The 12,475-nt window shown below is 44.6% G+C and carries 10 protein-coding genes; 2 read left to right on the top strand and 8 right to left on the bottom strand.

Annotated elements, in window-relative coordinates; all coding sequences use genetic code 11:
• Positions 1 to 172: 172 nt before the first annotated feature.
• The 5 genes from BM528_RS17335 to glmU form a co-directional block, all read right to left on the bottom strand.
• On the bottom strand, positions 173 to 826 hold the full coding sequence (locus BM528_RS17335) for a hypothetical protein (protein ID WP_071980912.1): 654 nt from the start codon (positions 824 to 826) through the stop codon (positions 173 to 175).
• A 91-nt stretch (positions 827 to 917) separates the two neighbouring features.
• The gene (gene glmS / locus BM528_RS17340) at positions 918 to 2,750 is read right to left on the bottom strand and encodes a glutamine--fructose-6-phosphate transaminase (isomerizing) (protein WP_071980913.1); all 1,833 of its coding nucleotides are present in this window, start codon (positions 2,748 to 2,750) and stop codon (positions 918 to 920) included.
• Between the two features lie 2 nt (positions 2,751 to 2,752).
• A complete protein-coding gene (locus tag BM528_RS17345; protein ID WP_071980914.1) occupies positions 2,753 to 3,574 on the bottom strand; it encodes a DeoR/GlpR family DNA-binding transcription regulator in 822 nt (273 codons plus the stop codon).
• 234 nt (positions 3,575 to 3,808) lie between these two features.
• On the bottom strand, positions 3,809 to 4,834 hold the full coding sequence (locus tag BM528_RS17350; protein WP_071980915.1) for a Gfo/Idh/MocA family oxidoreductase: 1,026 nt from the start codon (positions 4,832 to 4,834) through the stop codon (positions 3,809 to 3,811).
• Between the two features lie 104 nt (positions 4,835 to 4,938).
• Positions 4,939 to 6,297 (bottom strand): bifunctional UDP-N-acetylglucosamine diphosphorylase/glucosamine-1-phosphate N-acetyltransferase GlmU, encoded by a 1,359-nt coding sequence (gene glmU / locus BM528_RS17355; protein ID WP_071980916.1) that lies wholly within the window; start codon positions 6,295 to 6,297, stop codon positions 4,939 to 4,941.
• Between the two features lie 421 nt (positions 6,298 to 6,718).
• Between glmU and BM528_RS17360 the strand changes: the two genes are divergently transcribed.
• Complete coding sequence (locus BM528_RS17360) at positions 6,719 to 8,140, top strand: sensor domain-containing diguanylate cyclase (RefSeq protein WP_071980917.1); 1,422 nt, start codon at positions 6,719 to 6,721, stop codon at positions 8,138 to 8,140.
• Positions 8,141 to 8,152: 12 nt separating this feature from the next.
• Here the strand turns inward: BM528_RS17360 and BM528_RS17365 are convergent, their stop codons facing one another.
• From BM528_RS17365 to BM528_RS17375, 3 genes are read right to left on the bottom strand one after another with little or no spacing between them, the layout of a single operon-like run.
• Positions 8,153 to 9,031 (bottom strand): DMT family transporter, encoded by an 879-nt coding sequence (locus tag BM528_RS17365; protein ID WP_071980918.1) that lies wholly within the window; start codon positions 9,029 to 9,031, stop codon positions 8,153 to 8,155.
• Positions 9,022 to 9,594, bottom strand: a complete 573-nt coding sequence (locus tag BM528_RS17370; RefSeq protein WP_071980919.1) for a methylated-DNA--[protein]-cysteine S-methyltransferase — start codon at positions 9,592 to 9,594, stop codon at positions 9,022 to 9,024. The genes BM528_RS17365 and BM528_RS17370 overlap by 10 nt, the downstream gene beginning before the upstream one ends.
• A gap of 55 nt (positions 9,595 to 9,649) precedes the next feature.
• Positions 9,650 to 11,041, bottom strand: coding sequence for a DNA-3-methyladenine glycosylase 2 family protein (locus tag BM528_RS17375; protein WP_083595336.1), 1,392 nt, complete (start codon positions 11,039 to 11,041; stop codon positions 9,650 to 9,652).
• A 311-nt stretch (positions 11,042 to 11,352) separates the two neighbouring features.
• Between BM528_RS17375 and BM528_RS17380 the strand changes: the two genes are divergently transcribed.
• The gene (locus tag BM528_RS17380) at positions 11,353 to 12,471 is read left to right on the top strand and encodes a serine hydrolase domain-containing protein (RefSeq protein ID WP_442855916.1); all 1,119 of its coding nucleotides are present in this window, start codon (positions 11,353 to 11,355) and stop codon (positions 12,469 to 12,471) included.
• The last annotated feature ends 4 nt before the right edge of the window (positions 12,472 to 12,475 follow it).

The following is a 12,475-nucleotide window of genomic DNA, read 5'->3' on the forward strand; positions in this document are numbered from 1 at the left end:
CTTCATCAATTAGACAGGGAATACTTTTTAACCAACACTCTCAGATTTGAAGATGCCCTGCTAAAACAGCAAGAAACGTATTGCTCGAGGAACTGCGGGAATGGGAAATATTGGTATATAGCTCAGCTTTTAAATAACTAAAAGCAAGTGGGAAGCGAGCAATAAGTTAAAGCTAAAGTTGTGACTTGTTTGTTATTACTACCATTTGAATTAGCAAACAACCACGTGTGATCACGCTCGCACCATTTAACAATATAAGTGGCCAGGCTATGGCAAAAGGCATAGTGAACGCAAATGCCAAAGTGGTTACGTCTTTAATCAAAATGCTTTGAAACAAGGCCGGCGAAAGTGCGCCTATCACTTGGCTACGCCTAATCACAAAGAGCTGATGTAGGGTTCCCTGAACCAGCAACGCTGTGACGATAAGCATCAGGGTGGTAGCACCGAGCTTTGCTAGGCCAGGATAAGGCCGAAAACCGATAGAACAGACACCTACCACTACGGCAACAGCACAAAAACTAAATATAAAGCCTGTAGATAACGAGCGCCTGTCTCGCCATATCTGAAAAAGTATAACCAACACTAGGAGAATTGCGCCGAATCGCGTCCATACCAAATAATGGCTAAGGGGCTCGATTGCAATACCGAAAATAAAGTTGGAATAAAATGCCAAAAAGCTTGAAGCGAACTGATTTGTCGACAAGCTTTTTGTAGGTGGTAAATTGCTGCTACGCAGCTTTTCTATGCTGATTATTTGCTTTGCTAACCCGTACCACGTCAGCAAAAAAGCGACGGCGCTTATGGTACCTAAAATGTGGTACAACAATAGGTGGTCCTCAGTCGCTTACAAACGGCTTAAGAATTTAATTCGCAATGTTATCGACTTTTATCACGTCAATTCCATTTTAATAACAGTGTTATTCAACCGTAACCGATTTCGCTAAATTACGAGGCTGATCCACATCTGTTCCCTTTATTAACGCAACATAATATGAAAGCAGCTGTAAAGGCAATGTGTAGATAATCGGGGCTATTGGTCCTTCGCAGTGAGGTACGTTTATAACCCGCATAGACTCATCACCTTCAAAGGCAGCGTCTTTATCGGCAAATACATACATTATACCGCCGCGAGCACGCACTTCTTCTACGTTCGATTTAAGCTTTTCTAGCAACTCATTGTTTGGTGCAACCACAATTACCGGCATTTCGTCATCGATAAGCGCTAGCGGACCGTGCTTTAACTCCCCTGATGCATAAGCCTCTGCATGAATGTACGAAATTTCCTTTAGCTTTAACGCACCTTCCATGGCAATAGGATATTGATCGCCACGACCTAAAAACAGGCTGTGGTTTTTATCGGCAAATTCTTCGGCTAAATCTTCTATACCGCTGGTAATAGCAAGAGTCTCTTCAAGTTTAGCCGGTAGGCTGTGAAGCGCTGAAACAATTGCTTTTTGGTCTGTATCAAGCATTCCGTTTTCTTTGCCAAGCGCAAGGGTAAGCATTAGGAAGGCCGTTAATTGTGTAGTAAATGCCTTTGTGGACGCCACGCCTATTTCGGCGCCAGCGCGGGTCATAAAGGCTAAGTCAGACTCTCGAACTAAGGATGAGCCAGGTACATTACAAATAGTGAGGCTAGACATATAGCCAAGCTCTTTTGCTAAACGCAGTGCTGCCAGTGTATCGGCAGTCTCGCCCGACTGAGAGATAGTAATTAGCAGGCTATTTGGATGCACTACCGACCTGCGATAGCGAAATTCAGAGGCAATTTCTACGTTACAAGACACATTGGCGTATTGCTCTAGCCAATAGCGAGCGGTCATACCAGCGTGATAGCTGGTACCGCAGGCAATAATTTGAACATGTTTTACTTTGCTCAAAATATCGTCAGCGTCTTTGCCAAATACATCGGCAACTAGCCCATTTTCATCGATACGATTCTGTAGTGCATTGCGCACAACCGTAGGTTGCTCGTGAATTTCTTTAAGCATGTAATGGCGGTAACCTGCTTTGTCACCCGCATCGTGTTCTACGTTAGATTCAACAATCTCGCGCTCTACAGCGTTACCGTCTTTATCGAAAATCTTTACATCGCGACGGGTAATCTCGGCTACGTCACCCTCTTCTAAAAAGATAAAGCGACGGGTAACCGGCAGAAGCGCCATTTGGTCGGAAGCGATAAAGTTTTCACCTAGGCCAAGCCCAATAACAAGAGGGCTTCCCGAGCGTGCTACTACCACGCGGCTAGGATCTTCTTTGTCCATAATCACTGTGCCGTAAGCACCATGGAAGGTGTTTACCGCGCTTTGCACTGCGTTTAACAAGGTTTTTCCGGTTTTAAGCTCTTCATGTACCGTATGGGCAATGGTTTCTGTGTCGGTATCGCTAGTAAAGCGATACCCTTTTTCAGAAAGCTGATTGCGCAAGCTCACGTAGTTTTCAATAATACCGTTGTGTACTACTGCAACCCGTTCGCTAGAAAAGTGAGGGTGAGCATTGGCCTCTGTTACACCACCATGGGTGGCCCAGCGCGTGTGTGCAATACCAGTACTGCCTAGGGCTTCGCCATTGGCAACGGCGTCGGCTAATTCTTGAACTTTACCGGTACGACGAATACGAGTTAAGTTGCCATCGGTTTGCAGTAACGCCACACCGGCTGAATCATACCCGCGATATTCAAGGCGCTTTAATCCTTCTAGCAGAATTTCTACTACATTACGTTCGGCAACAGCGCCAACAATTCCACACATGTTTATTCTCCGTCTTGCGTGGCGACTATTACCGTCACGCCTTGATTTTCAATGTTCGTTTTATCCTGAGCACTAATATTTTCATCTGTGATCAGAACAGAAATTTGGTTCCAGCCCAATTCCAGGTTGGGCATTTTATGGGATAATTTTTTTGCGCTGGCCATCACCACTACCTTGTCTGCAGCGTTCGCCATGGCTCGGGTCACCCCAGTTAGCTCGTTAAACGTTGTTGTACCTCTTTCAACATCAATACCAGCAGCGCCAATAAACGCAATATCGAAACTATAGGCACTAACTAGCTGTTCAGCCATCGAGCCCTGAAAAGACTGCGACAATGGATCCCAGGTCCCACCCACCATTAGCACGGTAGGTTCTTTATCACCCTGGGTTAAAAAGTTGGCTGTTGATAGCGTGTTTGTCATTACTACTAAATCATTAATGGCTGACAGATGAGGAAGTATTGAAGATGTTGTTGTACCGCAATCGATAACTAATTTGCTGCCAGACTTCACTAAATTTGCAGCATATTTTCCGATAGTGTTAACGAGTTCGCTGGTAACAAGGGTAGATGGGAAGGCATTCGCTGAAAAAGCAACTTTTGTAGAGTTTGAATCACTTTGCGCGGTATTAGATGTAGAGGGTACTGCACCGCCAAACTGTCTAATGAGTGAACCTTCTGCGGCAAGTTCAGAAAGGTCTTTTCGAATCGTAACTTCAGAAGCTTTAAACTGCATGGCAAGTGTCTCAACGCGCGTATGACCGTGCTCGTTCACCCATTCCACTATGCGCTGTCGCCTTAACTTAACCGAATTACTATTTTTCAATTTACTACACTTCTTTTAGTAAGAGCCGGTTTTAATAAGAGCCGGATTAAATTGAGCTGCTTTCAATTGAACCGTTTAAAGCCATGAATTTTGTTTTCAGCTCAGCGAAACTCTATTTGAAAATGAGATTAAAATATAAAGCTACAAAACGCGCCAAAACTTTCAAAACGAAAGGAGAACACTTCAATTTGAAAGAAGCGTAAGGTATTTTGAAACTTCATTCAAGTGTTTCGTTTAATTAATCGGCAGCTTTCTCTCTTCTACGCTCGCCTGTATAGCCGTTTCGATTATATGAATAACCTCAACAACACTTTCGGCATCAGCTGGCAAAGGGCCTTGCTTGTTAATGGCATAAGCAAGTTGCTCGAAGAACAAAATGTACTGTCCCCGGCAAGTTTGAATTACCTCGGCTTGACCTTCATTCGCCAATATTCCATGCTCGGCAGCAGAAGTAACAGCCCAGCTTTCGCTATCTAAACGCATATTCTGCCTGAGCTGGTCTTCTTGAGGGTCGAGGTAAAACTTGCGGTAGCTTGCTTTCGTTCCCTGTAAATCGAAACGCAGCGTTGCGCCAGCTTGAAATGCTGAACTGCCTAGGGTTACCACTTTGTCAGAATAATGAAGAGTGATATCAAACGTATCGTCAGATTGCCCGCCATCACGAAGAATTAATACATTGGCAGATACCGCTTTAGGCTTGCCAAAAAGCTGAAGCGCTTGGTCGATTAAGTGAGGACCTAAATCCCAAAAGATACCGCTTCCCGGCCCGGCATTCTCTCGCCAACGATTTCGGGGCACAGGTCGAAAACGATCGAAACGACTTTCAAAACGCTTAATCTTGCCAAGCCTACCTTCTTCCATCAGTTGCTTTAAGGTAAGAAAATCACCATCGAAGCGCCGGTTGTGAAACACGCACAATCGCTTATTTTTCTTATTGGCTAAAGAGACCAATTGTTCTGCATCTTTCGTGCTAAGCGTAAACGGCTTTTCAACCAATACATGACAGCCGTGTGTAAGCGCCAAGAAAGCTTGCGAACTATGAAGGTGATTTGGCGTAGTGATAACCACTAAATCAAATTTTTGACTATCAAACGCTTCTTCTAGTGAGGCATACATTATTGCATTAGGTAATGCGCGATTAACATCATCAGGCTTGGAAGACACTACAGCGGTAACAGTGAAATCTGAGAGGTATTCCAGAAAAGGCAAATGAAAGGTTTTAGCTGAAAAGCCGAAACCAACTAATAACGTAGCGATCATGACAATACCTTAACAACAAAAGTGGGTTAATAAAGGGGGTCAGATCCAAATAAAGTCAATTAAATCAATAACTAGAATTTAATTTGGATCTGACCCCCTTTATTTTATTTTTTGGTGGGGCGTGGCCAGTTGGCTATGTTGCGCTGTTTACCGCGGGCAACAGCGAGGGCACTATCGTCTACCGTTGAAGTAATTACTGAGCCGGCGCCTACTGTTGCGTTATCGCCAACACTTACAGGCGCTACAAGGGATGAGTTAGAACCAATAAATGCGTTCTCACCAATGACGGTTTTCGACTTATTCAAACCGTCGTAATTGCAGGTAATGGTGCCTGCGCCTATGTTGGCATTAGCACCTACCTCGGTATCGCCTAAATATGTCAGGTGATTCGCTTTTGCGCCTTCACCTAATACTGTCTTTTTCATTTCTACAAAGTTGCCAACTTTGGCGTTTTTGTGCATTACGGCACCGGGGCGCAGGCGCGCATAAGGCCCAACTACGCAGGCTTCGCCAACCGTCGCTTCTTCAATAATTGAGTTGGCCTCAATAACAGCGTTATCTGCTATATGGCAGTTGCGCAGAATACAATTTGCACCAATAACAACATTGTTTCCAAGGGTTACGTTGCCTTCAACAATAACGTTAACGTCTATAACAACGTCGTTACCGTTTTGCAATTTACCGCGTAAGTCAAACCGTGCCGGATCTAAAAGCGTTACACCATCAGTCATCAGTTGCTGCGCCTGACGTGCTTGAAGTGCACGCTCTAAATGAGAAAGCTGAATGCGATTGTTAACGCCTTCCACTTCCACAGGCGATGAAGGCTGAGCAGACTGTATGCGCTTGCCTTCGGCAGCCGCCATGGCGATAACATCGGTAAGATAGTATTCGCCTTGCGCATTATTGTTACTTAAATTACCTAACCAGCGCTTAAGATCGGCGCCCGACATCATCATCATGCCGGTGTTGATTTCTTTTATCGCTCTTTGCTCGTCGCTTGCGTCTTTGTGTTCCACTATTTGGGTAATATTGTCATTTTCTCTAACAATTCTTCCCATGCCCGTTGGGTCATCTAGCTCAACGGTTAACAATGCTAGGTCGCAGCTAGCTTTCACAGTTTTTAAGGCTTCTAGCGTTTGCTCAGTGATAAGCGGGGCATCGCCAACCAGAATTAATACGTCTTCGTCGTCTTTAATATGGGGAACTGCCTGTTGCACCGCATGGCCCGTGCCTAGCTGTTCAGACTGAAGACACCAATTAAGGTTATCTTCAACAATTGTTTGTTGAAGTAAATCGCCACCGTGGCCGTAAACAAGGTGAATGCTATCTGAACCCAGTGATTTAACCGAATTTATTATGCGCTGCACCATAGGCACACCGCCTACCTTGTGCAGCACCTTTGGAAGGAAAGATTTCATACGGGTGCCTTTGCCCGCCGCCAGAATAACCACTGAGAACGCCATACAATTCCTTTATTATGCAAACATAAAATATTCTTAGCGTAGTGTAACCAAGCTACAAGATAATGTCAGCGAATGTATATGGTCAGCCCCCACTTTAATTTCAAAAATCGTTTAAGAATCGACATTTAGTCTAATCTGCGGCGAACACGCTAAGGCGTGTTGATCTTTCGTGATTAGTTTTTGAACAGCATGGTAAAGAGTTATAATTTGCTTCGCCAAAAGTAAAAGAACAACTCACTACCATGCCAAGGAATTATGCCAGCATGGTATCACTGGCATTTTCAATGATGTGGCTACCCATGTACTGCTGAGTGAAATATGTACAGCAAAGATCAACAGACCCTAGTAGTTCATATTTGCAACGGGTATACTCTTTTGCGTATTTAATAAGTTCAGTCAGGCAAGGGAGCATGCGCAGTCTGTGAACACATTTAGAACCCTACACAGAAGTATATTGGTGCTATTTGCTGTCGTTGTAATCGCGATTGTAACCCTAGTCCATTTCAGTATTTCCAAAATTGTAGCGGAACAAAGCCGCGCCCAGCAGCAATCTCTATCACCCGCCATATCGCTTATTGTAGAGCAACTTCTCAAGCCTCTGCATATCTCTGACGCTTTAGGCCATTCAACAGAGCTCGTCGGATTATTGAACAAAGACTCTGTAGACAGCGACGCCGTTTTTAGCACGTTAAACCGTCTTGAAGACGAATTTGGCTTATCATTTTTTATCGCCAGCGAAGCCGAAAGAAAGCAATACAATGCCGATGGCAGCATTATCAATTTAATTGAAGGAGAGGTGAGCTGGTATTTTAAATATCGCGATCACCCCGACGACGCCGTTGCCGATATTGGTAAATGGGAAGATACACATTTATACATCGACATAAAAATTCACGACTCAGACGGCCGTTTTCTAGGCTTTTTTGGCGTAGGTAAAAGCCTGCGAAGCTTTATTGAAATTTTCGATTCGTACAAACAGGAATATGGCTACGATTTTCTATTTGTAGATAGCAAGGGCGATATTATGTTGTCCTCCGACCCAGCACTTGTAGCTTCATATTCTAGCTTTACTAACTTATCTGAATTGCCTTGGTATGCCAATTTACCGTTGTCTATTCAAAACGAACAGGCATTAAACAACAAGCTTGTTACCATTAATCAAAAAGATTTTTTGATAGCAGAAGTAAAACTAAATCAATTTGGCTGGACGGTTTTTCTATTAAGCCCTCTTGAAGATAGACAAGCGGAGATTTCACAAGCGTTTATATTTAGTGTGGTAACGCTACTGGTGGTTGTCTTTTCTCTTTTCTTATTGATTTATAACTTGCTGTATTATTTCAGAAAAGACATGCAGCCTGATTTGGTGGTACGCCAAACCAACCGTCTGCCAGACAAAAAAGCCTTGCAAGTTATCTATAAAGCGTTGCTAGAAGAGCATAAGTCTCTTAGCGTGGTGATAGTAAACTTAGACGACCTAACCACAATTATTGATGCCCATGGGCGTAATGCTGGCGATGATATTTTAGACAAAGTTGCTGCGTATTTATCAGGTAAATTACGTAAAGAAGACGTATTAGGCCGTTGGAGTAGCGATGAATTTATTATTCTGCTGCCGCATACGGGCCCTCACGTTGCTCTTGAAATAGCCCAAAACCTGCGCCATGGCATTGCAACACTGCCACCGCTTATTGAACTGCCCGACATTCAAATTACAGCGACTTTTGGCATTTCGTATACGGCTTCTTCTCGCCCCATGCAAGAGGTAACAGCCCATGCTGAAGACGCTCTATACCAAGCGAAGCGTGATGGCAGTAACTTAGTGCGCATGCAGCTAATTGACTAAACGCGACTAACGTTATGTGCGCCGCTTGCGCTTTTTTGTTAGCACGCCAGTAGTTAACGCAACGCCGAAGAGTATAAGCGCACCGCCTACTATGGTTTGAATTGATAGGTGTTCTTGTAGCAGTAACACGCCCCACACTATGCCAAACAAAGGAACTAGGTAGGCTACAGTAATTGCTTTGGCTGGCCCAACATCAGCAATAAGCTTAAAGTAAAGAATATAAGCGATGCCCGTTCCGCCTATAGCAAGGGCCACTGCGTTTAGCCAAGCGTGACTGCTAGGCATAGTTGCAGGCAAGGTAGCCAATGCGAGCGGCGTTAACATAATGCTCGCAAAGGCCTGACTACCTGTGGCCACAGCCAATGGTTTTACTCCCTGCAACCACTTCTTCATCATGCTGGCAGCTATGCCATAACAGGTTGTTGCAAAAAGCGCGGTTAATATGGGAAGAAAGCTCACCTCGCCTTCACCAAGTTTTTGCTGGCTAATAACCGCAACGCCGATAAAGCCAACGAATAAGCCAACTATGGCGCTTTTTGTAAGCTTATCGCCAAGCCATAGCCAGGCAACAATAGCGCCAAACATGGGAGCTGTGGCATTTAAAATAGCATTAACGCCAGCTTCCAAATGCAGGCTACTGTAATTAAACAATACAAAGGGCACGGTAGTATTTACTAAGCCTACTAGCGCTATAGCAAACCAATGATGCCTTATTTGCGAGAGGCCGCCGGTAATTATAAGCAAAGGCAGAAGCACCGCAGTAGCCAATAGCGTTCTAATGGCTACCAGTACATAAATGCCAAATTCAGGGGCGGCAACACGCATAAAAATAAAAGAGCCCCCCCAAATACCTGCCAATACCACCAGCGCAACAATATCTTTTATTCCCATAGCCTGCCTTGGGCTCCTTCTAAATTTAGCAAAAATTGCTTACGCGCTAGGCCTCCGGCGTAGCCTGTAAGTGTGTTGTTGCTGCCAATTACTCGGTGGCAGGGTACAACAATTGCGATCGGGTTTTTTCCATTTGCTAATCCAACCGCCCTAACCGCTTTGGGATTACCAATTGTTTTAGCGATGTCGAGATAGCTCACCGTCTGTCCATACGGAATCTCTTTGAGAGCTTTCCATACCGACATTTGAAACTCGGTTCCATTAACATCTAAAGGTAAGTCAAACGTATCGAGCTTTTTGGCAAAGTACGCCTTTAGCTGTGTGCATGCTTCTTCTGTTATTGCGTTTTTTGTTATTTCGCTGCTTGTTACTTGATTAGGAGCAATCGCTGTTGCGGTAGATTTCGTATGGGCAGGCTGTGAGGCTCCTAAAAACTCCCCAAAAGTAATAGCGGTCACTCCCTTGTTGCTAGCCTGGACCGTCAGTAAACCCTGCTGTGTGTCTATTGACTGTGAAAATAAAAACGACTGTTCAGAGCCGTCCTTCCTACCGTTTTCATTCATATTTCGACCTACTAATGTTAACTTGCCGTTTCTGACTGGCTTAAGTCGAATAGCATCATTTTTGTTCCGAGCCGCTGAGCTGCCATAATTGAAGAGTTAAGTAACTCCGCCACGGCGCAGCCTTGCTCGGGCTAACTGGAAACTGCTTTGCCATTTTCTTAACTATAAGGTCACCCTCTAGGTAAATATCAGGGTCACGCTCGCCTCGCATCTTAATATAATCGACTGTCCAAGGCCCAATACCTTTTATCGCTAAAATTTGAGCATAGCTTGGCTGTTGGTTGGCTAAAAAAAGCTGAGCAAAATTCCTTAATGCGTTTTTTCTCGTCTGCGGCATGCCAAGAAAATCTAAATGGCTGTTAGCCACCGACTTTGCGCTTGGAAAACAATATTTGTCAGCACCGTCAATGCTGCACTTTTCTCCCAGGTGATTAACCAGTACTGTTAGCTGACCAATTGCTGCCTTCACACTCACCTGTTGACCTAAAATAGCCCGACAGCCACTTTCAAACAGGCTCCATGCGCTAGGCAAACGCAGTCCATCAACAAGTTGCTGCTTTATTAATCCTGCTTGAAGTAACCCTCGCTCTATCAACATTGGATCAGCGTTTAGATCTAGCATAGCTTTTATATTTTCAATAACGCGGTAAAGCGGCGTAAAGCTATTCAAACTGACCGTGACTTCAAAACCTCGCTTTTGTGCGTTGTGACGGGCGCAAAAGTGGCCTTTCACGCCTTCAAATTCAAACCAGCGCTGGTAAGTATTATCAGTAACGGATTCCATTTCATTTACGGCGCGAAGAGCTAAAAAGTCTCTTACATGTGGCCAATTGTAAGGTGGGCGATAAGACAAAGACAAAGCAACCTTGTTACCCCCCTCATTCGTCGTCTTCCTTAGTGCCGTTGGTGTTGTTTTGCAATACTGCTGAACCACTCTTTGCAGTTGGCGCTGCGACGACATCCCGCAGCTTAGTGCAATATCAATTAAAGGTAAGCGAGTTTGTTGTACCAATTGCTTTGCAAATAATGCCTGCTGCATCGCTTGAAACTGCTTTGGTGACAGACCGATGGCAGCTGTTATCAGTTTGTTGAGATAGCGTTCGCTTATACCTAACCGAGATGCAATAGTGCTAATTGGCTGAGTAGGTATTTGTGAAAGAAGTGACGTAGCTCGGTTTATTGTAGTTTCGGCTCCATACCACGCGGCAGAGTGCGGCGCGCTGTCGGGGCGACATCGAAAACAAGGTCGATAACCGTCTGCCATAGCTTGGGCCGCAAGGGAGTAATACGTGACGTTTGCTTCATTAGGCAATTTGGCTGGGCAAACTGGACGACAGAAAATACCCGTGGTTTTTACCGCAACAAAAAAGCGACCGTCGAATCGCGCATCTCTGCTACACCTTGCTGCGGCATAAACTTGGCGCTGAACCTGGTCAGAAATGAACACGTTAACTCCTTACGCTGGCTTGCTCGGATGACTATTTTTATAAATGAGTACTGAGTTTAACCTTATATAGCAGTATTTAGGCGACAAAATCGGAACTTACCATCGAGTAAGAGTCATTGCTTGCCAGTCGGTGCGCAATAATCATTAAAGGGGAGTGTGTGACTTGGGCTTAGAGCCACTTTTCACTCACATTTGATAATTGAACAACCTATACGCATAATATTGCCATTCTTATTATGACTGCTGAGCTTTCATTTACTGAAAGCTCCGCCCAACGAGCTGACTGTATGCTATCTACTTTGCGCATTTTGATGTCGCGCTTTTTTTTAATGTGCGTAATGCCCATGTGGCTGCTTTACCCACATATTGCATCTGCTGACTGGCTCGACAACTATGCAAACTATGTTAAAAAAGAGGCGAACAAATACAACGTACCCGGCTATGCCTTTGTGTTTTACGAGCAGGGTAAAACGCCAAGAGTTTATGTCTATGGTAAAACACGCAAAAAAGGCGGCACTAAAGTAACCAAAGACACCGTGTTTCGTCTTGCCTCGGTTTCAAAAACATTTACCGCGTTACTTAGCGCTAAATTAGTAGAACGCAATCAGCTCGCGTGGAATACGTCTATTAACACGCTGCTCCCAGATATTCCTTTTAACGGAAAAGGGACAGACACTCTAGAGTTACAGCACATCGTTGGCCAATCTAGCGGCTTTATGCCCAATGCGTACGATAACTTAATTGAAGCCGATTACTCTTTAGAGCGCGTTCTTAAATCGCTAGGCGAGCTCGAGCCGCTGTGTAAACCCGGCGACTGCTATACCTACCAAAATGCTCTATTCGGCGCGTTAGAATATTACTTTAGCAAGCAAGACACCTCTTATTCGAGTCAAATTCAGTCGTATCTATTTTCACCACTTGGGATGACATCTTCTAGCGTAGGAAAAGGTGGCTTATTAGCCTCAGACTCTTGGGCCAGGCCGCACATAGCCATAGCACGTAACAAGTGGCATGAGGGCAAAGTAGAAAGTAATTACTATCGCTTTTCACCGGCAGCTGGGGTTAACGCCAGCATTTACGATATGACCATTTATCTGCAGGCGCTGTTAGGTGAATTTCCCACTGTTATTTCAAAAGAAATGGTTGAATACGTAACAACCGAGCGGGTTCGCACTAAACGTGAAACCTATCGCCGCGGCTGGCGAGGTATGATAGACGACGCACACTACGGCCTAGGCTGGCGCATATATGATCTCGATGGAAAAAAACTGAATTATCACGGCGGCTGGGTTAAGGGGTATCGCGCAGATGTTGCGTTTATGCCAGAGAAAAAAGCCGGGTATGTCATGCTGATGAATGCAGAATCAAATATGATTAATAACACAACTGCCGAGCTGTGGAAGCGCTTTTTAAAGCAAGCCGGTGACTAACGCC

It is taken from the genome of Alteromonas sp. RW2A1 (genome assembly GCF_001886475.1).
GTDB classification, from domain to species: Bacteria; Pseudomonadota; Gammaproteobacteria; order Enterobacterales; family Alteromonadaceae; genus Alteromonas; species Alteromonas hispanica.